Here is a 22,212-nt window from a genome sequence, read left to right on the forward strand (position 1 = left end):
AAAGGATGGCTGGGAGGGATCGCCTCCCATGAAGCTGAACCTCTACACCATCGACCATGCACCCCGGGCACTCCCAATTTGGGAAACGATCCTCGAGGATCTTGGCCGGCCTCCGCCGCACCGTGTCGCACGGGTCCTGGGGGTCGGCTTGAGCACGGTCTACCGATGGAACAAGGCGCGGTCGGCGCCGCGCTCCGCCTGCTTGGCGCTGTACTGGCTGACCCGCTGGGGTCGCTCCGCGGTCCATTGCGCGGCCGTCAACGATGCCACGGCGGCTGTGGGCTACGTCAACGCGCTCCGGCGGGAAAACGGCGAGCTTCGCGCCCAGCTCGCCCACGTCCTGGCGCTCTCCGATTCTGGCGCTGCCAATGCGCCCCTCCTGGGAGACGGCCGTGGCTGACCTCCTTCATCGGATGCCGTGTTCGAAGGGGGGCCCCGCAGGGGGGAGCGCGAAAGCTCCCGGGGGCGGGCAAAGCCCGGTGTGGGGGTGCAACCCGCGTGCTGACGTGCTCTCGGCTAGTGACTGGTGTTGCAGCGCTGTGGAGGGTGACCCTGGTAAGCAATCCGAAGGCAGGCCGGGTAGCAGCTGGACGGACGGACGGGGGCGGGAGACGAGGTACGAGGCGACCGCCCCGGGACGGACGGACGGCGGCGCCCCGGCGACCGCAGGGAGGCGGGGCGGCCGAAGGCCGACCGGCCTAAATTTATTCCTAGGACACTTTAGAACAATGAGTAAACAAAGCCGGCGATCGGCACCCCCCTTCTTCATAGACAGAACGGTGGTGCTAAAGTGATACCACATCAAACGAAAGGGGGCCCTCGTGGCGTTCACTGCTCGTCTGCCCGAATCGGTCGAGGCCGATGCCAAAGCCTATGCGGAGTTCGTCGGGGTCAGCATGAATGCGCTCCTGGCGATCGCGCTGCGGGACTACCTCGATGCCCGTATGCCGGATGGCCCGGGTGTGCGCAGGGCGCCCAGGCCCCCTGCCTCGGTCGAAGCGCCCTCACCGGCCCAGAAACCGGCCTTCAAGGCCCCGGCGAGCCGTTCGGACCCCTGCCCCTGCGGTGCGGTCGATCTGAACGGCCACGCGCTGAAGTGGAAGCACTGCCACGGCAAACCCTGAGGGGGCGTCATGGCTGAGCCCGCGTTCCAAGTTCGGGACGCCTGGGAGCGGATGGCCGATGGCCCGTTCACGCCCTACGACCCCTGGGACCGGCTGGCCATGGAGGCGGTCAAAGGCCGCTGGCACCGGGTTCGCTGCTGGCTCTTTGGGTCCGTCGAGGGCGACATATGGCGTCTTCTCAACGGTGATCCGCTCTACACGGCTGCGCACATCGGCGTCGGCTGGGCCTGGGGCCTCGATATCTGGCGCGCAAAGTGGGATATGCGGCTCAGCTACACGCTGAGTATGTGGATAAGTGGTATCACGAAACCCTGGCGGGGTTATACATTGGCGCGGTTATTCAGGTCATCCCAAGGGTTGATCCAGCCCCTCTCTGGGCCCCCTCGACACCGCTGATGCGGCGTTCGAGAGCGCTCGCGAACGCTCAGATCAACCCGGCAGCGCGCGAGGATGTGGCGATGAACGGCTCAGGGTCTGCCTCGGGCTCGGCCTCGACGGCGCGATCGAAGGATGCTGCGTCGGCCTCGCCAGGCGTCAGCGTCTGCTTGTCCAGTGGGCGGCAGATGCGACGCTGCAGGCGGTTCAGGCGATCGGAGTGCTCCATCGCCTGGACCACCGCTTCCGGCTCCATCAACAAAGCGAACGGGTTCGACGTGATCTGGATCGGAAGCATGCTGTCCCTTTCGAAGGTGGCGTGGCGATGATCCCAATGTAGGCAGGCCGAGTGGCCTGCCGTAGTCGTCCCGGCGCCAAATGGCGTGTCGGAATTTGGATGACACGCTGTCGGGTCGAGACCTCGCCGTGGTCCTCAGCGCGCCGGCAAGGCCGCGAGCCGCAACGCGAGCCGTTCGCGTCCGGCCCTCTGCGCCAGGTCGGCCGCCGTGAGTTCGTTGCGTTCGCGCGCCTGAGGATTCGCGCCGGCAGCCAGCAAGGCGTCGATCAGGTCCTCACTGGCGTGCAACACGGCCATCATCAAGGGTGTGCGTCCGTTCGGCGCCCGGGCATCGACGACGGCACCCTGCTTCAGCAGCAGTTCCAGCACGGGCTGCGAGTTGCCTGCCGCGGCGTAGTGCAGCGGCGTCCAGCCCGGCGGGTCGACGACCGCGCCGCGCTCGATGAGCGCCGATGCGACCTCGGGTTGCCCCTTGAGAGCGGCCACCATCAGCGGCGTCTCGCCCGCGGTGTTGCGGGCGTTGGGGTCGGTGCCGGGCAGGCGCGCGAGTGTCAGCGCGGCACCGGCGGATTCGGCGAACAGTGCGCGGGAGATGGCGGGTTGGCCCTTGGGATCGGGCGAATTGGGGTCGAAGCCGAGCGCGACGAGCTTGCGGATCGCCGCACTGTCGTCGCTGACGACGGCCCGGAAAAAGTCGTCGTAAGAGCCGGCGTTGGCCGAAGAAAATGACAGAGCGACAAGCAGATACAGAAGCTTTTTCATGTCGTTTATCAGAAATTTTCAGGCTCCCGCAACTGCACGGCCGGGCCGAACAGGCGCTCGAAGTTGCGGCTCGTCGCCTCGGCTACGGCCTCGATGGAACAGCCCTTGATCTGCGCCAGTTGTGCGGCGACCAGCGGTACGTAGGAGGGGTTGTTGGTCTTGCCGCGGTGGGGTGCGGGTGCGAGGTAGGGGCTGTCGGTCTCGATCAGGCAGCGGTCAAGCGGCACTTCGCTCGCCACTTGGCGCAGTTCGGCGGCGTTCTTGAAGGTCAGGATGCCGGAGAACGAGATCATGAACCCGAGTTCCAGCGCCTGGCGCGCGACCGCGCGGGTCTCGGTGAAGCAGTGGAAGACACCGGTCACGCCTCCCTCAGGGCCGGCGCCCTCCTCGCGCAGGATCGCCAGCGTGTCGTCGCTGGCGCTGCGGGTGTGGATGATCAGCGGCAGGCGGCTCTCTCGCGCGGCCCGGATGTGGACGCGAAAGCGCTCGCGCTGCCAGGCCATGTCGGCCACGCTGCGCTCACCGAGGCGGTAGTAGTCGAGCCCGGTCTCGCCGATCGCGACGACGCGCGGCCGTGCCGCCAGCGCCAGCAGATCCGCGACGCTGGGCTCCCGCACGCCCTCGGTGTCGGGGTGCACGCCGGCGCTGCACCAGAAGTTGTCGTGCCCCATGGCAAGCGCATGGACGGTGTCGAACTCTTCGAGCGTGGTGCAGATGCACAGGGCGCGATCGACCCGCTCACGCGCCATCGCAGCGCGGATGGACGGCAAATCGGCCTGCAGTTCGGGGAAGCTCAGGTGGCAATGGGAGTCGACGAACATCGCGGGCAGATTCGTCAGAAGGAATTCAGCGGAATGATCGGCGTGGCGCGGGCGGGCCGCCCTCTTCGACTCGGCCGATCCGGCCGCCGGCTAGATGGTCTGCGTCGGCTTGGCCGAGGAGATCGAGGTGCCGAGGATTTCCTCGATCTTGACCTTCAGCAGGCGGGTCTTCTCGTCGGTCGGAAAGCGGACACCGACGCCTTGCGTGCGGCCCCCCGATGCGTTGGCCGGCGTGACCCAGCCGATCTTTCCGGCCACCGGATAGCGCTGCGGGTCGTCGGGCAGCGAGAGCAGCAGGTAGATGTCCTCGCCGAGCCGGTATTCGCGCGTGGTGGGCACGAACAGGCCGCCTTCGGCGAACAGCGGGATGTAGGCGGCGTACAGCGCGCCCTTCTCGCGGAACACGAGCTGGATCACGCTCGGGCGTGCGCTGTTGGCAGCAGCGCTGGCGGGGCCCCGGGCGTTCGGTTCGTTCATCACTTCAGTGTAGCCAATGACGGGCCGCGCGAGTGTTGCGCATCGCCTTCTTTGCCGGGCCGCAACGCCGCGCGCACCCGCAAGACCAGGGCTTCCACGCCGAGGCCTGCGTTCCATGGATGCTCGGCGTGTCGAGCCGCACGGCGCAGGTCTGCGGAGCAATCGGTCAGTCGCGCCACGTCGCCGCCGGCCGGCAGGCCGTCGGCCGGGAAGTAGCGGGGCAATGCCCCGACCGCGATCGCCAGTGCATCGTGGCAGAGCTTCTGCAAGGCATCGATCGCAATCGGCAGCGGCCAGGTCGCCAAGGTGGCGGCCTGGCCTGCCAGCACCTCGCGCGGCAAGCGCAGCCAGGCCGGTGCATCCACCCCCAACGCGAGCCGCTCGTGCGCTTCCAGCGGCTGGCCGCCAGCCGCCGCCAGCAACACCTCGGGTTGCGCGACCTGCCGTGCGGCCAGCCAGCCGGCCGCGACATCGGGCGCTGGCAACGGCACGCGCAGGGATTGGCAGCGGCTGCGCACCGTCGGCAGCAGACGCTGCGGCGCGGCGCTGGCCAGCACGAAATGCGCCCTTCCCGGCGGCTCTTCCAGCGTCTTCAGCAAGGTGTTGGCGCTCGCGGGATTCATGCGTTCGGCCGGGTAGATCACCGTCACCTTGGCGCCGCCACGCGACGAGGTCTGCTGGGCAAAGGCCACGGCCGCGCGGACCGCCTCGACCTTGATCTCGCGGCTGGGCTTGGCCTTGCTCTTGCCGCCCTCGCCGTCGGCGGCCTCGTCGCTCCCCGACCATCCCAGCGCCTCCTGGAGTGCCTCGGGGACCAGGACCATCAGGTCGGGATGGGTGCGAGCCGCGATCAGCCGGCAGGCCGCACACCCCCGACAGGCGCGGCCACCGGGGCGCGCCGCCGGGTCATCGCCTTCGCACAGCCAGGCCGCCGCCACCGTGAGTGCCAGCTCGAACTGCCCTACCCCTTGCATGCCGTGCAGCAGCAAGGCATGACCGCGCGTGCCGTGCAGCGCCTGCGCGAGCGGGGCCTCGAGCCAGGGCAGCAGCCCGTCGTCGGAACTGGCGCTCACCAGCCCCGCTCCGCCAGCATGGCTGCGATCTGCACCGCCACCTGGTCGCGCGATTGCGAGGCGTCGATGCGCACGAAGCGCTCCGGCTGGGCCTCGAAACGTGCCCGATAGCCGTCGCGTACGCGATGGAAGAAGGCCTCGTCCTGCCGCTCGAAGCGGTCCGGCGTGCGAGCCGCCACCAAGCGCTGCGCCGCGACAGCCGGATCCAGGTCGAACCACAGCGTCAGGTCGGGTTGGCGCAGCCCGCCAGGGCCGCGCTGTACCCAGCTCTCCAGCGTGGTCAGCACCGCAAGGTCGAAGCCGCGGCCAGCCCCCTGGTAGGCGAAGGTCGCATCGGTGAAGCGGTCGCACAGCACCACGGCGCCGCGCTCGAGTGCAGGCGCGATGCACTGCTGCAGATGGTTGCGCCGCGCCGCGAAGATCAGCAGCGCCTCGGTCAGCGCATCCATGCCCTGGTGCAGCACCAGATCCCTCAGGGTCTCGGCGAGGGGTGTGCCGCCCGGCTCGCGGGTGCGCACGACCTCCAGGCCGCGGCGCTGCCAGCGCTCGGCCACGGCATCGAGGTGGCTCGACTTGCCAGCGCCGTCGATGCCCTCGAAGCTGATGAAGCGCCCGGACGGCGGCGCGAGGGGAGCGGCGCTCATGGCGCAGCGCCGCGGCCGCCGCCGCGCTGGTATCGGTTCACGGCCCGATTATGGTCGGCGAGGTTTTCGCTGAACTGGCTGCTGCCGTCGCCCCGGGCGACGAAGTACAGCGCCCGGCTCGTCTCCGGCCGCACCGCCGCGATCAACGAGGCCTTGCCCGGCATCGAGATCGGTGTTGGGGTCAGGCCCGTGCGCAGGTAGGTGTTGTAGGGCGTGTCGGCCTGCAGGTCGCGCCGCCGCAGGTTGCCGTCGAAGGCCTCGCCGAGCCCGTAGATCACCGTGGGGTCGGTCTGCAGCGGCATGCCGATGCGCAGCCGGTTCACGAACACGCTGGCGACCTTGCCGCGATCTGCCGTCTGGCCCGTCTCCTTCTCGATGATCGACGCCAGCGTCAGGGCCTCTTCGGGGCTCTTCAGCGGCGTGTCGGGCATCCGCTCGAGCCAGGCCGCCTCGAGGCGGCGCTGCATCGCGCGGTGGGCACGCTGCAGCACGGCGAGGTCGCTCGCCCCCTTGCTGTAGGCGTAGGTGTCGGGGAAGAACCAGCCTCCGGCGATCGGCCCGGTGAGCCCAGCGCTGCCATCACTTCGGCATCGTTCATCGAGGCGGTGTCCGGCTTCAGCGCCTCGGCCTTCGCGAGCTCCGCGCGGAACTGCCGGAAGGTCCAGCCTTCGATCAGCCGCACGGTGGCCTGGGCCTCGTCGCCGCGCACCATCTTGTTCAGCAGCGCGAGCGGCGTGGTGCCCGGGCCGATCTCGTAGCTGCCCGCGCGGATCTTGCGCGCTTGGCCGGACCAGCGGAACCACTCGTAGAGCAGCAGCGGCGGCGCGCGGACCCCTGCGTCGACCCACCCCTGGGCGATCTCGCGTGGCGACGTGCCCGGCTCCACCGACAGCTCGACGCTGGGCGAGGCCAGCGCCAGGGGCTGCGTCAGCCACCAGGCCGCCAGACCGCCGCCAGCGAACGCCAGCACCAACAGCAGGAACAGCCCTCGCTTCAGTGCGCGCTTCATCGTCGGGAGAGAACTTTCATGTCGACGCTGATGATAATCAGGCCATGTCGACCCCTCTCCCCTCCAGCACCTCCGTGGCCGACGGCGCCGTGCGCCTGCTGCACAGCGGAGTGATCCGCGCAGCCGGTGCCGACGCCGCGAGCTTCCTGCACGGCCAGCTCACCAACGACATGACTGGACTGGGCCTGGGCGAGGCCCGGCTCGCCGCCTACTGCTCGCCGAAGGGCCGCATGCTTGCGAGCTTCGTGGCCTTCAAGCGCAGCCACGACGAGATCTGGCTGGCCTGCCGCAGCGATGTGCTGCCCGCGACCCTCAAGCGCCTGCGCATGTTCGTGCTGCGTGCCAAGGCGCAACTGAGCGAAGGGGGCGACGACGCCGTGCTGGTGGGGTTGGCCGGCCGCAGCGCCGCGGCCTGGCTGGCGCAGGTGCTGCCAGCGGCGGTGAACGGCGCGGTCTGGTCGCGGCATGCGCTGGACGACGCGCTGCTGGTCCGGCTGCCCGACGGCGCTGGCCAGGCGCGCTGGCTGTGGGCCGGCCCCGCGGCGCAAACCGACGCGATGCTGAATGCCCTGCCGGCCCTCGCACTGGAGCGCTGGGACTGGCTCGAGGTGCACAGCGGTGTCGCGCCCATCGTGGCGAACACCGTCGAGGCCTTCGTGCCGCAGATGCTGAACTACGAGCTGGTGGGTGGCGTGAACTTCCAGAAGGGCTGCTACCCCGGGCAGGAGATCGTCGCGCGCAGCCAGTACCGCGGCACGATCAAGCGCCGCGCCGCGCTCGTGCACGGCGACGCCGCCGCCCTGCCCGGCCAGGAAGTGTTCTGGAGCGGTGATGACGCCCAACCCAGTGGACTGATCGCGCTGGCGGCGCCGGCACCCGGCGGCGGGTGGGATGCGCTGGTCGAGCTGAAGCTCTCGGCGCTCGACGACGGCAGCCTGCACCTCGGCAGCAGCGGCGGCGCCAGGTTGCAGCCGCTGGCGCTGCCCTACGCGGTGCCGCGCGAGAACGCGGCCTGAAGCAGCGATGCAGCTGTCTCACCGATGGGGCGGCACGCGCTGTTCATTTATTACCGCGTTCGCGACGTGCACGCCGACGAGTTGATGGCGGCTGCGACGGCAATGCAGATCACCCTTCAGGCGGCCCATCCGGCGCTCGATGTGCGTCTGCTGCGCCGGCCTGAAGCGCAGGAGGGTCTGCACACCTGGATGGAGACCTACGGCCTGCCGCCCGACGCTGATCCGGCCGCGCTGGCGGCCGATGTCGAGCGGGCCGCTCGGGGGCTTGCGCCCTGGCTGGTCGGCGCTCGCCACGTCGAGCATTTCGTCGCATGTGCCTCGTAGCACTGGCGCTCGACCAGGACCGGCGTTTCCCGCTGGTGCTGGCGTCCAACCGCGACGAGTTCTTCGATCGTCCGACCGCGCGATTGGCCTGGTGGACGCCCCAGGGTGGCGGTCCCGACATCCTGGGCGGTCGTGATCTGCAGGCCGGCGGCACGTGGCTGGGCCTGACCGCTGCCGGTCGCCTGGCGCTGGTCACGAACGTCCGGGCGCCGGGCAGGCAGGATGCCCAGGCGCCCTCGCGCGGCGGCCTGGTGCCGCACTGGTTGCATGGCGAGCAGCCGCTCGACCGCTTCTGGACCAGGTGGCCGTGTCGGGCTACAACGGCTTCAACCTCGTCGCGGCCGATTTCGCGCGCGGCGAATGCTTCTGGGCCAGCAGTGCGACGGCGCTGCCGCGCCGCATCGAGCGTGGCCTCTACGGGCTGTCGAACGCGGCGCTCGACACACCGTGGCCCAAGGTCGAACACCTGAAGGCACGCGTGAAGGGCGCCCTCGCCGAAACGGCTGCGGAAGAGCCGGTCGATGCGCTCGCCAGTCGATTGTTCGAAGCGCTGGTCGACCGCAGCGTGGCCGCCGATGCCGAGCTGCCTTCGACCGGCATTCCGCGTGAGCTGGAGGTGCAACTCTCCGCCGCCTTCATCCGCACGGTGGATGGGCGCTACGGCACGCGCTGCTCCACGCTGGTGATCACCGAGCGAGTGAAGCGCCAGCTCGTCACGCACGTGTTCGAGCGCAGCTATGCCGTCGGCGCGGGCGTCGCCCTGTTGCGGCGCTCGCGTTTGCTGGACTGGCCGCCGCGCTACAGCGGGGTGGGACAGGTGCCGCACGCCGCGGCCGAATCGGTGTCGGAAAGCACCGTGGAGGAGCCCAGCGCGCTGCCGGCAAAGGACAGCACGCCGCCGCGGCGCATCCGTGCGCGCGGGGTCCTCAAGCCGGCTCGCTGAGCCGCAGCGGCATCAGGCGCTGCGCGCCATCAGCGCAAGCATCAGTTCGATGCGGGCCTGGGCTGGTGTCCGGGCTTCGCTGATCGGCAAGGCGTCGTGGCCGGTCGGCAGCACGGCGCCGTCGGCGACGCGCGTGCAGCGCTGCACCACGATCCCCGCCGCCTGGGCGCTCCGCAACGCCGCTTCCAACGCGTGGTGCAGGCTGCCGTTGCCGGTGCCGGCCACGACGACACCATCGACTCCGTGCGCCCGCAAGGCGTCGACCACCGCGCCCGATGCACCGGCGTGGCTGACGACGATCTCGACCCGCGGCTCGGGCCGCTCGAGGACCTCGACGCCGAGCGGCAGGCCCGTCGGCCAGTCGCGCAGGCGACGCACGCCGCCTCCTTCGATCAGGGCGATGGCCCCGTCATCGCCAGCGCCGAATGCGTCGAGCCGATGCGTATGGCGCTTGCGCACATCGAAGGCACCGAACACCGAGCCGGCGAACACCGCGCAGACGCCTGCCGCGCCCGGCTCACGCGCCAACGCAACCGCATCGAGCAGGTTCTGCGGGCCGTCGGCCTGCACGGCGGTGGCGGGCCGCATGGCACCGGTCAGGACCACCGGCTTGCACGGCGCCAGCACGCGCTGCAGCAGGTAGGCGGTTTCCTCCAGCGTGTCGGTGCCGTGGGTGACCACCAGACCACTCACCTCCGGGCGGGCGAGATGGTGCGCGACGCGGCGGGCCAGCGCGCGCCACACCTCCATGCCTATGTCCTTGCTGTCGATCTGGGCCACCTGCTCCGCTTCGATCGGCTGGCCGGTCAAGGCCGGCACCGCTGCCAGCAACTGCGCGATGCCCAGTTTCGCTGCGGTGTAGCCGAGGCTGTCGGTGGCCGTGGCCGCGGTACCCGCGATGGTGCCGCCGGTGGCCAGAATCACGACGCGCGCCACGGGCTGGGGTTCAGGGCTTTGCATTTTCTGGGAAGCTGGATAAAAATACAGTCACTGGATAAAAATTCAGTGCGCCGGTCTGGTGACAGCCCGGCTCCCGACACCGCAGGAGCACCCGCATGGACGACGCCCCCAAGCTCACCGCCAGGCAGCAGCAGATCCTTGATCTGGTGCAGACCTCGATCGAGCGCACCGGATCACCGCCCACGCGCGCCGAAATCGCCGCCGAACTCGGCTTCCGTTCTGCCAACGCGGCGGAGGAGCACCTGCAGGCCCTGGCACGCAAGGGCGTGATCGAACTGGTGGGCGGCACCTCGCGGGGCATCCGTCTGAAGTCTGACACATTGCGTTCGCTGAACCAGTTGCGCAACAAGCAGTTCTCGCTGCCGCTGCCCAGCCTGTCGCAGCTGATGCTGCCGCTGGTCGGGCGTGTGGCTGCGGGCAGCCCCATCCTGGCGCAGGAACACATCGACCAGAGCTATGCGATCGAGGCCAGCATGTTCCCTCGACGGCCCGACTACCTGCTCAAGGTGCGGGGCATGAGCATGCGCGACGCCGGCATCCTCGATGGCGACCTGCTCGCAGTGCAGAAGGCCCGGGAAGCCAAGAACGGGCAGATCGTCGTCGCCCGCCTGGGCGACGAGGTCACGGTCAAGCGCTTCCGGCGCGTGCGCGGCACGATCGAACTGCTGCCCGAGAACCCGGATTTCGAGCCCATTGTCGTCACGCCGGAGAGCGGTGAGTTCGAGATCGAGGGCTTGGCCGTCGGGCTCATCCGCAACACCCTGCTCATGTGAGATCGGCTGGCGCCTGAATTCATGGCCCCCGCGGGTGGTGGGCATGCGCGCCAAACGGCGTGTTATCCCGCGGACCAGGCCCATCGACATCAATCCTGCTGAACTTCCGATTGGAGATTCACCATGGTCACGGTCTTTTGGAACCCCTTGCGGCGCTGGTGGCAGACCGCCTTCCAGGCCTCCGCGCCTGCTACGGTACCGGCGCTCGTGTTCAGGTCACCGGCATTCCGCACCCGCCCCCGTCTCAGCCGCCACACCGCGACCCCGGCCGGTCACGCCCTTCAGGGCCGCGCTGCCCCGCGTCGCCGGCATCGAGAACGCGCGGCGCGCCGCGAGGCGCTTCTGGATGACCATGGACCCCGAGGACCAGCGGCGTGCCGCGATCGGCGGGTCGTTCGCGGAGGTGTGTGCAGCGCTCGAGAGCCTGGCAGCGATCGAAGACCGGCGGGCCTGAGTTTCCAGGCGCCGCCGGACACGAGCCGGGCCTTGCGCCCGGCTCTTTACCGTCAGCCCATGTGCAGGCCGCCGTTCACCGAGAAGTCGGCACCGGTGGCGAAGCCGGACTCCTCGGAGGCCACCCACGACACCATCGAGGCGATGTCCTCGGGCGTGCCGAGCCGCTTGACGGGGATGGTCGCCACGATCTTGTCGAGCACGTCCTGGCGGATCGCACGGACCATCTCGGTACCGATGTAACCCGGGCTCACGGTATTGACCGTCACGCCCTTGCTGGCCACTTCCTGGGCCAGCGCCATCGTGAAGCCGTGCATGCCGGCCTTGGCCGCCGAGTAGTTCGTCTGGCCGAACTGGCCCTTCTCGCCGTTGACCGAGCTGATGTTGATGATGCGACCCCAGCCGGCGTCGGTCATTTCGTCGATCACCTGCTTGGTCACGTTGAACAGGCTGTCGAGGTTGGTGCTGATCACCGCGCTCCAGTCGTCACGGGTCATCTTGCGGAACATGCCGTCACGCGTGATGCCGGCGTTGTTCACCAGCACACTGACCGGGCCGTGCTGTGCCTTGACCTCCTTGAAGGCCTCGACGGTCGACTCCCATTCGGCCACGTTGCCCACCGAAGCGTGGAAGCTGTAGCCGAGTGCGGCCTGCTCGTCGAGCCACTTCTTGAAGTTGCGGCTCGGGCCGCAACCGGCCACGACGGTGAAGCCGTCCTTGTGCAGACGCTGGCAGATCGCGGTACCGATGCCGCCCATGCCCCCCGTGACGTATGCGACCTTCTTGCTCATTGTTCTGCTCCTCTGTGGTTTGTCATGGCCGCTCTAGCGTCGCGTGCCGATATGCGTGGGTCAAGGGTATTCGCCCGATCCGGGCTCACCCTTAATGAATGCGCGGTTGCTCCTCAGCGCTCCACGGTCAATGCAACACCCATGCCGCCGCCGATGCACAGCGACGCAATGCCGCGCTTGCTGCCGCGGCGCTGCATCTCGTGCAGCAGCGTCACCAGCACGCGGCAACCCGACGCACCGATCGGGTGGCCGATGGCGATCGCCCCTCCGTTGACGTTGACCTTGCTGGTGTCCCAGCCCATCTCGTTGTTGACCGCGCAGGCCTGGGCAGCGAAGGCCTCGTTGATCTCCAGCAGATCCAGGTCGGCCGGCTTCCAGCCCGCCCGCTCCAAGGCACGCTTGCTGGCAGGCACCGGGCCCATGCCCATCAGCGACGGGTCGAGGCCGGCGCTCGCGTAGGAGGCGATGCGTGCAAGCGGCTTCAGGCCGAGCTGGTCGGCCTTCTTCGCGCTCATGACCAGCACCGCGGCCGCGCCGTCGTTCAGGCCCGAGGCGTTGCCGGCGGTCACGCCGCCCGCCTTGTCGAAGGCCGGGCGCAGGCCGGCCAGCACGTCGGCGTTGGTCTTGCGGTTGATGAACTCGTCGGCCGCGAACACGATCGGGTCGCCCTTCTTCTGGGCGATGCTGAACGGCACGATCTCGTCCTTGAACTTGCCGGCATCCTGGGCTGCGGCCGCCTTCTGTTGCGAACCCAACGCCAATGCGTCCTGCTGTTCGCGCGTGATGCCGTATTTCTTCGCCACGTTTTCGGCGGTGATGCCCATGTGGTACTGGTTGTACACATCCCACAGGCCGTCGACGATCATCGTGTCGATCAGCTTCCAGTCCCCCATGCGCTGGCCGTCGCGTGAACCCGGCAGCACGTGCGGCGCCAGGCTCATGTTCTCCTGGCCGCCGGCGATCACGATCTCGGCATCGCCGTCGCGGATGGCCTGGGCTGCCAGCATCACGGCCTTCAGACCGGAGCCGCAGACCTTGTTGATGGTCATGGCCGGCACGCCCTGCGGCAGGCCGGCCTTGATGACCGATTGGCGCGCCGGGTTCTGGCCACTGCCTGCAGTGAGCACCTGACCGAGGATCACCTCGCTGATCTGCTCGCCGGACAGGCCGCTGCGCGCCAGCAGGGCCTGGATCACTGCGGCGCCGAGTTCCGGCGCCGGGGTCTTGGCGAGCGTGCCGCCGAACTTGCCCACGGCGGTGCGGGCGGCGCTGACGATCACGATGTCGGTGGTCATGGCAATTCTCCTTGCTGAAGTGACCGGGATGGGCGATTCCGCGGTGGAATGAAAAGGGACAGTGTGGAAGGGGTCAGGCCTTGGCCTTGACGTAACGGCCGGGTGCCGGCTCGATGATCTTGTGGTTGCGGTCACCGGGCGCCTTCGGCGCCGGCACCAGCTTGCCGCCCAGCGGCTTGAGCCAGTCGGCCCAGGCGGGCCACCAGCTGCCGGGATGCTCGGTGGCGCCTTCGAACCAGGCATCCGCAGTCTTGGGCAGGCGGCTGTTGATCCAGTGGCTGCGCTTGTTCTTCGTCGGGGGGTTGATGACGCCGGCGATATGGCCGGAGGCGCCCAGCACGAACTGCTTCTTGCCCGGCAGCACCTCGACGGTCGCGTAGGCGCTCTGCCACGGCACGATGTGGTCCTCGCGCGAGGCGTAGATGAAGGTCGCAGGTTGACCTTGCGCAGGTCGAGCGGCTCGCCGCACACCGTCACCTTGCCGGGCTTGATGAGGTTGTTCTCGAGGTAGGTGTGGCGGAGGTACCAGCAGTACATCGGCCCCGGCAGGTTGGTGCTGTCGGAGTTCCAGTACAGCAGGTCGAAAGGCGGCGGCGTCTCGCCCTTCAGGTAGTTGCCGACCACGTAATTCCACACCAGGTCGTTGGGGCGGAGGAAGCTGAAGGTTGCCGCCAGTTCCTTGCCCTTGAGCAGACCGCCCTGGCCGAGCGCCATCTCGCGCATCGACACCATCTGCTCGTCAACGAACAGGTCGAGCACGCCGGTGTCGGAGAAATCGAGGAAGCTCGTCAGCATCGTGAGGCTCGCCGACGGGTGCTCCCCGCGGGCGGCCAGCACGGCCAGTGCAGTCGCCAACAGCGTGCCGCCGATGCAGAAGCCCAGCGTGTTGATCTGTTCCTGCTTCGAGATCGCCTGCACCTCGCGGATCGCGCGGATCACCGCGTGCTCGATGTAGTCGTCCCAGGTCTTGTCGCCGAGGCTCTCGTCGGCGTTCACCCAGCTCAGCATGAACACGCGATGCCCCTGGCTCACGGCATAGCGCACCAGCGAGTTCTCGGGCTGCAAGTCCATGATGTAGAACTTGTTGATGCACGGCGGCACGATCAGCAGCGGCCGCTCGTGCACCTTGGCCGTCAGCGGCTTGTACTCGATCAGCTGGAACAGCGCGTTCTCGAACACCACCGAACCTTCGGTTGTCGCCACGTTGCGGCCGACCTCGAACAGGCTCTCGTCGGTTTGCGACAGATGGCCCTGGCGCACGTCGTGCCACAGATGCTGCAGTCCCTGGGTGATGCTTTCGCCCTGGGTCTCGATCGCCTTGCGCTGCGCCTCGGGGTTGAGTGCCAGGTAATTGGCCGGCGACGAGGCGTCGATCCACTGCTGGACCGCGAAGCGGATGCGCTGCCGGGTCTTTTCGTCGGCCTGCACCTGGTCGGCGAGCTGCAGCAAGGTGCGGGCGTTGAGCATGTACATGCCCGCCGTGAAGGCCGCCGCCGGGTTGGACATCCAGTCCTTGGCCGCAAATCGCCGGTCGGCGGGCGGTGGAGCCCCATCGGCACCCTGCGTCGCCTGGTTCCAGAGTGCGGCCGCTTCGCTCAGGTAGGTCGATTGCAGCGCGGGCAATGCGTCGGCCGGAAGCTGCACGCCCGTCATGCCCTTGAGGGCCTCGGTCCAGCCCTGGGCCAGCTGCTGCGCGGATTGGGCGAAGTCCATCCCCGGGGCAACGCCACCCCAACCGGTTGCGCCTGTGTTCATGTGTCTCCTCGCCTGTCGGCCACTCGCCTACGATGGTCGGCTGCACACGAAGTTTCGCTGAACCCCTTGCCGTTGCTTGCAGCCCTGATTCATTATGCGACTCACCCTTGCGCAGAACTGAATCCAATGTACTTGGTTGCAATCGCCTGGCTGTACGTGGCACTGCTGATGGCGGCCGCCGAAGCCACCCACAGCCAGGGCAGCGTGCTCGGCGCGTTCTTCACCTTCTTGCTGTACGGCTTGGGCCCGGTGGCGCTGATGATCTACCTGCTTGGAACGCCGGCGCGTCGTGCCGCGCGGCGTCGCGCCGAGGCGTCGCAGGCCTCAACGCCGCTCGATCCAGATGGCAGCGGCCATGCGCCCGCTGTTGCCATGGCGCGGACGGTCGCGACGGAACGAAAAGAAACGTGAGGCTTCCTCGACAGTGCACCAGGTTCCGCCCTCGATGCGCTGGAGGCCAAGCGCCGCCAGTCGGTCGCGTGCCAGGCCTGCCAGATCGGCTAGCCACTTCCCCGCCGTGTGGGACTTGAAACGCCCGTGGGGCGTTGCCTGCGACACGCCGAAGCCGGCCAGCACGTCAGCCCCCACCTCGAACTGACGTGGCCCGATGCAGGGGCCGAGCCAGGCCTCCAGCTCGGCCGCGGGGCAGCCGGCCGCCTGGCACAGAGCGGACACGGTCGTCTCCAGCACCCCGGCCGACAGACCTCGCCAGCCGGCGTGAGCGGCAGCGACGCCGAGGCCTCCCGGCGCAGCGAACAGCACTGGCAGGCAGTCGGCGACCTGGATCACGCAGGCCACGCCAGGGTCGGTGGTCCAGCAGGCGTCGGCTTCGGGCACGGAGTCCGAGGGTTCGGTCAGCGGCAGACGCAGCGCACGCACGCCGTGAACCTGGCGCAGGAAGACCGGCGTGCCGCCCAGTGCGGCCGCGTAGCGACGCCGGTTCTCCGCCACGGCGAGCGGATCGTCGCCGACCGCACTGCGAGATTGAGCGACTCGAACACGCCCCTGCTCACGCCGCCGGCGCGCGTGCTCATCAGCGCACCGACCCTGGCCGTCGCAAAGCGAGGCCGGAGCGCCTCGGAGAGAGGGTTGGTCACGGCTCGAAATCCGGGCAGGCCGAAGGCTGCGCGCGCTGGAAGGCCGGCTCGGCCATGCAGGCCTCGAACACCCGCATCACCGTGGGTACGTGGTCCAACCGGCAATCGAAGCGCTGCGCATTGAAGATCTGCGGCACCAGCACGCAGTCCGCCAGCGTCGGTGACTCCCCGTGGCAGTAGCGTCCGGCGCCCGGCTCCTGCGCGAGTCGCTGCTCGACCACACCCAGGCCCTGCTCGACCCAGTGCCGATACCAGGTGTTCTTGGCCACCTCACCCACCTGCAGCTCCCGCACCAGGTAGCGCAGCACCCGGAGGTTGTTCAGCGGGTGGATCTCGCAGGCGATGTCGAGCGCCAGCGAGCGGATGCGCGCGCGATCGAGTGCCGTGCCCGGCAGCAGCGGCGGCTGCGGGTGCACTTCGTCGAGGTATTCGATGATCGCCAGCGACTGGCTGATCGACGCCTCACCGTCGATCAGCTGCGGGACGAGCCGGGCGCTCGACACCGCGCCATAGGCCGCGGCGAGGTGCTCGTTGCGCGCCAGGTGCACCGCGCGGTAATCGTGGGCCAGTCCCTTGAGCGCCAGCGCGATCCGCACACGGAACGCGGCCGAGGAGCGGAAGTAGCTGTACAGCTCCACGGCGCGTCCGCTCAGCCGGTGATGTGCACGCGCAGCGGCTCCAGGCCCTCGACGCGTGCCTCGAGCAGGTCACCGGGCACGACCGCTGCCACACCCTCCGGCGTCCCGGTGTAGATCAGGTCGCCCGGCGCTAGCTCCATGCGGCCGACAGGTGCTCGATGATCTCAGCCACGCTCCAGATCATGCGGTTGATGTGGCTGACCTGGCGTACCGTGCCGTTGACGTCGAGCACGATCGGCGCCGTGTGGATGCCGGGCACCTGCGCGGCGGGCGTCAGCGGCCCGATCGGCGCCGACGCCTCGAAACTCTTGCCGATCTCCCAGGGCCGGCCGGCCTTCTTCATGTCGTTCTGCAGGTCGCGCCGCGTCATGTCCAGCCCGACCGCGTAGCCCCACACATGGTCGAGGGCGGCTGCGGCCGGGATGTCACGCCCGCCCTTGCCAAGAGCCACCACGAGCTCGACTTCATGGTGCAGGTTCTTCGTCAGGCCCGGATAGGGCATCTCGCCGGTCGTGCCGGCGTCCACCGCCAGCACCGCGTCGGCCGGCTTCATGAAGAAGAACGGCGCCTCGCGGCCGGTGTGGCCCATCTCGATGGCGTGCTCGGCGTAGTTGCGGCCGACGCAGTAGATGCGGCGCACCGGGAAGCGCTCGCTGCGGCCTTGCACCGGAACGCTGGGCGTGGAAGGAAGTTCGATCACATGGTGAAGGATGGGCATGGTCGTTGGGCGAACTTCATCAAGGCGCCGAAGATGATGCCACGCGGACCCGGGCACAGGTCCGCCATGGGTTCGTCGCGAGGGCCCCGGTACACTCGCTCGCCATGTTCTCCGCACGCAGTTTCCGGCATTGCAAGACCTGCGGAGGTCCCGTCGGTTACCGCATTCCGGCCGACGACAGCCGTGAACGCGCGGTCTGCACGGTCTGCGAGGCGATCCACTACGAGAACCCGCTGAACGTGGTCGGCACGCTGCCGACCTGGGACGACCAGGTGCTGCTGTGCCGGCGGGCCATCGAACCGCGCCACGGCCTTTGGACGCTGCCGGCCGGCTTCATGGAACTCGGCGAGACGCTGGAGCAAGGCGCGCTGCGCGAGACCGACGAGGAGGCCGGCGCGCGCGTGCAGTTGCAGGGGCTGTTCTCGGTCCTGAACGTGGTGCGGGTCGGCCAGGTCCATTTCTTCTACCGCGCCGCGCTGCAGGATCTCGATTTCGCGCCCGGCGTCGAGTCGCTGGAGGTGGCGCTGTTCCGCGAAGCCGAGGTGCCGTGGGAGCACCTGGCCTTCCGCACGACGGCCGAGACGTTGCGCCGTTACTTCGCCGACCGGGCCGGGGGTCAATTCGGGCTGCACTGTGCCGATATCGCATGAGCACACGCCTGTCCCGATGACGCTACCGCCCTCTTCCACCGCCACGACCCGCCTGCGCGAAGACCTGATCCACCCCGACCCGCTGCTGGACTGTCTGCTGGAAGTCTGCCGCGTGCACGGCGTGGCCGCATCGCGCGCATCGCTGTCGGCGGGCCTGCCGCTGGTCGACGGCCGCCTGACGCTGGCCTTGGCCGAACGTGCTGCCGACCGGGCGGCGATGACCGCGCGTCTGCAGCGCATGGCGCTCGATGCGGTCGATACGGCCACGCTCCCCGCCATCGCCGTGCTGCACGACGAGCGCGCCTGCGTGCTCCTTGGCCGCGATGCCTCCGGCGCCTGGCAGGTGCTGATGCCGGAGACCGGCGCCGGTGCCGTGACGCTGGACGCCGACCAGCTGGCCGAGCGCTACAGCGGCGTGATGCTGTTCGTGCGGCCGCAGTTCCGCTTCGACGAACGTGCGCCCGAGGTGCGCGCCACCCGCGCCGGCCACTGGTTCTGGGGCGCCGTGCTGGCGCAGCGGAACGTGTACCGCGACGTGCTGTGGGCGGCACTGCTGATCAACCTGTTCGCGATCGCCTTCCCGCTGTTCTCGATGAACGTCTACGACCGCGTGGTGCCCAACCATGCGGAGGAGACGCTGTGGGCGCTGGCGATCGGGGTGCTGATCGTCATCAGCGCCGATCTGTTCATGCGCACGCTGCGCAGCCATTTCGTCGACGAGGCCAGCGCCCGCATCGACGTGCAGATCTCGGCCACGCTGATGGAGCGCGTGCTGGGGATGCAGCTCTCTCACAGGCCGGCGGCAGTCGGCTCGTTCGCGTCCAATCTGCGCGGCTTCGAGCAGGTGCGCGACTTCATCGCCTCGAGCACCGTCACGGCGCTGATCGACCTGCCGTTCGCCCTGCTGTTCATCGGCGTGATGTTCTGGCTGTCGCCCTGGCTCGCTGCGCCCGTGGTAGTCGCCTTCGTGCTGGTCGTGGTGGTCGGCTACATCCTGCAGCACCGGCTGCACGAGCTGTCGCAGGCCACCTGGCAGGCCGGCGCCCAGCGCAACGCGACGCTGATCGAGAGCCTGACCGCGATCGAGACCGTCAAGACCCAGGGTGCCGAAAGCGCTATCCAGGCCCGCTGGGAGCAGACCAATGCCTACCTGGCCGGCATCAACATGCGCATGCGCGGCCTGTCGTCCACCGCGCTGTCGGCCACGGCCTGGCTGACGCAGTTGGTGAGCGTGTCGCTGATCGTCATCGGCGTCTACCTGATCGGCGACCGCCAGCTGACGATGGGTGCGCTGATCGCCGCCACGATGCTCAGCGGCCGTGCGCTGGCGCCGGCCGGGCAGATCGTCGGCCTGCTGCTGCAGTACCAGGGGGCGGTGACGGCGCTCGAATCGCTGGAGAAGATCATGGCCCAGCCCGTCGAGCGGCCGGCCGGCAATGCCTTCATCCACCGGCGCGAACTGCGCGGCGAGATCGAGTTCCGGGACGTCCATTTCGCCTACCCGGGACGTTCCGACAGTGCGCTCGACGGCGTGAGTTTCAAGATCGCCGCCGGCGAACGGGTGGCGCTGATCGGCAAGGTCGGCTCCGGCAAGAGCACGATCGAGAAGCTGATGCTGGGCCTGTACGCCCCCACCGCGGGCGCCGTGCTGCTCGACGGCATCGACCTGCGCCAGCTCGACCCGGCCGACGTGCGACGCAACCTCGGCTACGTGTCGCAGGACGTGACGCTGTTCTTCGGCAACCTGCGCGAGAACATCGCCTTCGGTCTGCCCTACGCCGATGACGAGGCCATCGTCGCGGCGGCCGAGGTGGCCGGACTCAGCGAGTTCGTCAACCGCCATCCCCGCGGCTTCGACATGCCGGTGGGCGAACGCGGCGAATCGCTGTCGGGCGGCGAGCGCCAGAGCGTCGGACTGGCCCGCGCAGTGCTGCACAACGCGCCGATCCTGCTGCTCGACGAGCCGACCAGCGCCATGGATTTCGCCACCGAAGCTCACGTCACGTCGCGCCTCGCTTCGATCGCCAGCAACAAGACGGTGGTGCTGGTCACGCACCGCACCTCGCTGCTGCCGATGGCCACGCGGCTGATCGTCGTCGACCAGGGACGTGTTGTCGCCGACGGGCCGCGTGAGCAGATCATGCAGGCGCTTGCCGCCGGTCGCATCACGAGGGCGGCCTAGCATGGGCAGTCCCGCCCCCCGCCTGATGGGCTTCGGCCGCGCGCTGCTGGCCGGGCTGGAGCGCACCCGCCTCTGGCTCGAACCGCTGACGAAGCGGGTGTTCGGCCCGGTGGCGCCGTCCGCCGCGGTGGGCAGCACCGGCTACGAGGCAGAGCCCGAGGCCTTGCTGGCCCGCGCCCGCACTCAGCGGGCACAGGTGATCGTGCGGGCCGCGGTCTGCGTGGTCGCGGTGCTGCTGGTCTGGGCTGCGCTCGCCCGGATCGACGAGGTGACACGCGGTGACGGCAAGGTGATCCCGTCGCGGCAGTTGCAGGTGATCCAGTCGCTCGATGGCGGGGTGGTGTCTGAGATCCTGGTCAAGGAGGGCCAGGTGGTCGAGGCTGGCCAGCTGCTGTTGCGCATCGACGAGACGCGCGCCACGTCGGGGGTGCGCGAGAACGCCGCGCAGAGCTTCGCGCTGCTGGCCCGGCAGGCCCGGCTGCGCGCGCTGGCCGAGGGCAACCCGTTTCAGCCGCCCCCGCCGAGCAAGGACCCGGAAGAGCGCCGCATCATCGAGGAGGAACGCCGACTCTACGAGTCGCGCCAGTCCGAGCTCTCGACCATCGTGTCGATCAGCCGTCAGCAGCTGATGCAGCGCGAGCAGGAGCTCAACGAGGCCCGCTCGCGCCGCGCCTCGGCCGAACGGGGTCTGGACCTGTCGCAGCAGGAGCTGGCGAAGACGCGGCCGCTGCTGGCCTCCGGCGCAGTGTCGGAGGTCGACATCCTGCGGCTCGAGCGCGACCTGAGCAAGTACCGCGGCGATGTCGAGCAGGCCGGCGCGCAGATCGCCCGGGTGTCGGCGGCCGTCGGCGAGGCGCAGCGCAAGATCCAGGAGACCGAGATCGCCTTTCGCAACGAGGCCCGCAAGGAACTGGCCGATGTGCTGGGCCGCATGAACGCGCTGACAGAGGGGCGCGTCGCGCTGAGCGACAAGGTCGACAAGGCCCAGGTCAAGTCGCCGGTGCGCGGCCGTGTGCAGCGTCTGCTGGCCAACACCGTCGGCGGCGTGGTGCAACCTGGCCGCGACATCGTCGAGGTCGTCCCGCTCGACGACGCGCTGGTGCTCGAAGCCCGGGTGTTCCCGCGCGACATCGGCTTCATCCACCCAGGCCAGCAGGCGACGGTGAAGTTCACGGCCTACGACTTCTCGATCTACGGCGGCCTCGATGCGACCGTCGAGAACATCAGCCCCGACACCGTGATCGACGAGAAGGGCAATGCCTTCTACGTCGTGCGCGTGCGCACGCGCCTGGCTCAGCTGGGCGACAAGCTGCCGATCATTCCCGGCATGACGGCCGAGGTCGACATCCTGACCGGCAAGAAGACGGTGATGTCCTACCTGCTCAAGCCGGTGCTGCGGGGCAAGGCCTACGCGCTGTCGGAGCGCTGATCGGCCGGTCGCGGGCCCGAACATCTCGACTCGGCGGGTTCCGCGGACGCGGGCTCCGAGACGACGACCCCTTAAGCACTAAGTCTCGTAACAATGATGATTCCGTGCGCCGGATCACATTCCAGCGTCAGAAGCGCCACTTAAGGCGTCGCGTTGCCCGATATGCTCTACGTCACGATTCGCGGCCTCGCCGCTCGCCCCTGAAGGATTGCCGTGCCCATCGTCGCCACCGTTCAACTTGGAAAAGTCACCGCCGTCTGGGGCAACGCCCGCATCCGTCTGGCCGACGGCAGCACCCGTGAACTCAAGATCGGCGACCTGGTGAACAAGGGCGATCTGATCCTGACGGCGCAGGACAGCATCGTGGAGATCCGCAACGATCGGGGCCAGACCTGGAGCACCGCGGCCGATGGGCAGTTGCCGACCGACCTGCCGGCCGGCACCGCGGCGGCGGTACCCGAGGACATCGATCGCGTGATCCAGGCCCTCGAAGAGGGTGACCCGATGCGGCCACGGCGGCTGGTGGCCCCGCCAGCGGCGGTGAAGCCTCGCCCGCGCTGCGGGTCGGCCGCATCGTCGAGGGCGTGGGGAGCGGCTCCCTGACG

22 protein-coding genes and 4 pseudogenes are annotated in these 22,212 nt (G+C 69.0%); 12 read left to right on the forward strand and 14 right to left on the reverse strand.

What is annotated here, in order from left to right; genetic code table 11:
• Both Y694_RS01605 and Y694_RS01610 read left to right on the forward strand, forming a co-directional pair.
• Nucleotides 1–400, forward strand: a 400-nt coding sequence (locus Y694_RS01605) for a hypothetical protein (protein ID WP_036229296.1), incomplete at its 5' end; no start/stop codon positions are given.
• A gap of 421 nt (nt 401–821) precedes the next feature.
• The gene (locus Y694_RS01610; RefSeq protein ID WP_011829449.1) at nt 822–1,124 is read left to right on the forward strand and encodes an SEC-C domain-containing protein; all 303 of its coding nucleotides are present in this window, start codon (nt 822–824) and stop codon (nt 1,122–1,124) included.
• A gap of 424 nt (nt 1,125–1,548) precedes the next feature.
• Here Y694_RS01610 and Y694_RS01620 read toward each other — a convergent pair whose 3' ends face one another.
• The 7 genes and pseudogenes from Y694_RS01620 to mltG all read right to left on the reverse strand — a co-directional run bounded on the left by Y694_RS01620 (nt 1,549) and on the right by mltG (nt 6,583).
• Nucleotides 1,549–1,797, reverse strand: coding sequence for a hypothetical protein (locus Y694_RS01620; protein WP_011829450.1), 249 nt, complete (start codon nt 1,795–1,797; stop codon nt 1,549–1,551).
• Between the two features lie 135 nt (nt 1,798–1,932).
• Complete coding sequence (locus Y694_RS01625; protein WP_011829451.1) at nt 1,933–2,559, reverse strand: ankyrin repeat domain-containing protein; 627 nt, start codon at nt 2,557–2,559, stop codon at nt 1,933–1,935.
• 8 nt (nt 2,560–2,567) lie between these two features.
• Nucleotides 2,568–3,380 (reverse strand): TatD family hydrolase, encoded by an 813-nt coding sequence (locus tag Y694_RS01630; RefSeq protein ID WP_036229305.1) that lies wholly within the window; start codon nt 3,378–3,380, stop codon nt 2,568–2,570.
• Nucleotides 3,381–3,470: 90 nt separating this feature from the next.
• A complete protein-coding gene (locus tag Y694_RS01635) occupies nt 3,471–3,857 on the reverse strand; it encodes a PilZ domain-containing protein (protein ID WP_036229307.1) in 387 nt (128 codons plus the stop codon).
• Nucleotides 3,857–4,930, reverse strand: a complete 1,074-nt coding sequence (holB, locus tag Y694_RS01640) for a DNA polymerase III subunit delta' (protein ID WP_036229310.1) — start codon at nt 4,928–4,930, stop codon at nt 3,857–3,859. The genes Y694_RS01635 and holB overlap by 1 nt, the downstream gene beginning before the upstream one ends.
• Nucleotides 4,927–5,574: a dTMP kinase gene (gene tmk, locus Y694_RS01645; protein WP_011829455.1), complete on the reverse strand. Its 648-nt coding sequence runs from the start codon at nt 5,572–5,574 to the stop codon at nt 4,927–4,929. Before tmk ends, holB begins: the two co-directional genes overlap by 4 nt.
• Nucleotides 5,571–6,583, reverse strand: a pseudogene (gene mltG, locus Y694_RS01650) (endolytic transglycosylase MltG). The gene tmk and the pseudogene mltG overlap by 4 nt, the downstream one beginning before the upstream one ends.
• Before the next feature lie 44 nt (nt 6,584–6,627).
• On the opposite strand from mltG, the gene Y694_RS01655 reads away from it, so the two are divergent.
• The 4 genes and pseudogenes from Y694_RS01655 to Y694_RS22300 all read left to right on the forward strand — a co-directional run bounded on the left by Y694_RS01655 (nt 6,628) and on the right by Y694_RS22300 (nt 8,866).
• On the forward strand, nt 6,628–7,599 hold the full coding sequence (locus Y694_RS01655) for a folate-binding protein YgfZ (RefSeq protein ID WP_036229312.1): 972 nt from the start codon (nt 6,628–6,630) through the stop codon (nt 7,597–7,599).
• 24 nt (nt 7,600–7,623) lie between these two features.
• On the forward strand, nt 7,624–7,923 hold the full coding sequence (locus Y694_RS01660; RefSeq protein WP_036229315.1) for a DUF4936 family protein: 300 nt from the start codon (nt 7,624–7,626) through the stop codon (nt 7,921–7,923).
• Nucleotides 7,911–8,141, forward strand: a pseudogene (locus tag Y694_RS26410) (NRDE family protein); the annotation flags it as partial. The gene Y694_RS01660 and the pseudogene Y694_RS26410, both read left to right, overlap by 13 nt.
• An 83-nt stretch (nt 8,142–8,224) precedes the next feature.
• Nucleotides 8,225–8,866 carry an NRDE family protein gene (locus Y694_RS22300; RefSeq protein WP_051495501.1) on the forward strand — a complete coding sequence of 214 codons (642 nt, stop codon included), beginning with the start codon at nt 8,225–8,227 and terminating at the stop codon, nt 8,864–8,866.
• A 12-nt stretch (nt 8,867–8,878) separates the two neighbouring features.
• On the opposite strand, the gene Y694_RS01670 is transcribed toward Y694_RS22300, so the two are convergent.
• Entirely contained in the window at nt 8,879–9,826 is a 948-nt protein-coding gene (locus Y694_RS01670; protein WP_036229318.1) for an asparaginase, read from the reverse strand.
• 95 nt (nt 9,827–9,921) lie between these two features.
• On the opposite strand from Y694_RS01670, the gene lexA reads away from it, so the two are divergent.
• Entirely contained in the window at nt 9,922–10,599 is a 678-nt protein-coding gene (gene lexA / locus Y694_RS01675; protein WP_011829461.1) for a transcriptional repressor LexA, read from the forward strand.
• Between the two features lie 506 nt (nt 10,600–11,105).
• On the opposite strand, the gene phbB is transcribed toward lexA, so the two are convergent.
• The 3 genes and pseudogenes from phbB to Y694_RS23050 form a co-directional block, all read right to left on the reverse strand.
• Nucleotides 11,106–11,843 carry an acetoacetyl-CoA reductase gene (gene phbB, locus Y694_RS01680; protein ID WP_011829463.1) on the reverse strand — a complete coding sequence of 246 codons (738 nt, stop codon included), beginning with the start codon at nt 11,841–11,843 and terminating at the stop codon, nt 11,106–11,108.
• 113 nt (nt 11,844–11,956) lie between these two features.
• Nucleotides 11,957–13,138, reverse strand: coding sequence for an acetyl-CoA C-acetyltransferase (locus Y694_RS01685; RefSeq protein WP_011829464.1), 1,182 nt, complete (start codon nt 13,136–13,138; stop codon nt 11,957–11,959).
• Nucleotides 13,139–13,211: 73 nt separating this feature from the next.
• Nucleotides 13,212–14,791: pseudogene (locus Y694_RS23050) on the reverse strand (PHA/PHB synthase family protein).
• Nucleotides 14,792–14,959: 168 nt separating this feature from the next.
• On the opposite strand from Y694_RS23050, the gene Y694_RS23055 reads away from it, so the two are divergent.
• Nucleotides 14,960–15,304, forward strand: coding sequence for a hypothetical protein (locus tag Y694_RS23055; RefSeq protein WP_409072458.1), 345 nt, complete (start codon nt 14,960–14,962; stop codon nt 15,302–15,304).
• On the opposite strand, the gene pgeF is transcribed toward Y694_RS23055, so the two are convergent.
• The 3 genes and pseudogenes from pgeF to Y694_RS01705 form a co-directional block, all read right to left on the reverse strand.
• A complete protein-coding gene (gene pgeF, locus Y694_RS01695) occupies nt 15,218–15,844 on the reverse strand; it encodes a peptidoglycan editing factor PgeF (RefSeq protein WP_310732186.1) in 627 nt (208 codons plus the stop codon). The two genes, Y694_RS23055 and pgeF, sit on opposite strands and share 87 nt — an antisense overlap.
• A 142-nt stretch (nt 15,845–15,986) precedes the next feature.
• Nucleotides 15,987–16,628 (reverse strand): maleylacetoacetate isomerase, encoded by a 642-nt coding sequence (gene maiA, locus Y694_RS01700; protein ID WP_036229325.1) that lies wholly within the window; start codon nt 16,626–16,628, stop codon nt 15,987–15,989.
• 11 nt (nt 16,629–16,639) lie between these two features.
• Nucleotides 16,640–17,346, reverse strand: a pseudogene (locus tag Y694_RS01705) (fumarylacetoacetate hydrolase family protein).
• A 104-nt stretch (nt 17,347–17,450) separates the two neighbouring features.
• Between Y694_RS01705 and Y694_RS01710 the strand changes: the two are divergent.
• The 4 genes from Y694_RS01710 to Y694_RS01725 all read left to right on the forward strand — a co-directional run bounded on the left by Y694_RS01710 (nt 17,451) and on the right by Y694_RS01725 (nt 22,210).
• Nucleotides 17,451–17,996, forward strand: a complete 546-nt coding sequence (locus tag Y694_RS01710) for an NUDIX hydrolase (protein ID WP_011829469.1) — start codon at nt 17,451–17,453, stop codon at nt 17,994–17,996.
• 16 nt (nt 17,997–18,012) lie between these two features.
• Entirely contained in the window at nt 18,013–20,178 is a 2,166-nt protein-coding gene (locus Y694_RS01715) for a type I secretion system permease/ATPase (protein ID WP_036229327.1), read from the forward strand.
• A gap of 1 nt (nt 20,179) precedes the next feature.
• On the forward strand, nt 20,180–21,607 hold the full coding sequence (locus Y694_RS01720) for an HlyD family type I secretion periplasmic adaptor subunit (protein ID WP_011829471.1): 1,428 nt from the start codon (nt 20,180–20,182) through the stop codon (nt 21,605–21,607).
• A 213-nt stretch (nt 21,608–21,820) separates the two neighbouring features.
• Complete coding sequence (locus tag Y694_RS01725) at nt 21,821–22,210, forward strand: hypothetical protein (RefSeq protein ID WP_036229330.1); 390 nt, start codon at nt 21,821–21,823, stop codon at nt 22,208–22,210.
• The last annotated feature ends 2 nt before the right edge of the window (nt 22,211–22,212 follow it).

It is taken from the genome of Methylibium sp. T29-B, assembly GCF_000576225.1.
GTDB classification, from domain to species: domain Bacteria; phylum Pseudomonadota; class Gammaproteobacteria; order Burkholderiales; family Burkholderiaceae_C; genus Methylibium; species Methylibium petroleiphilum.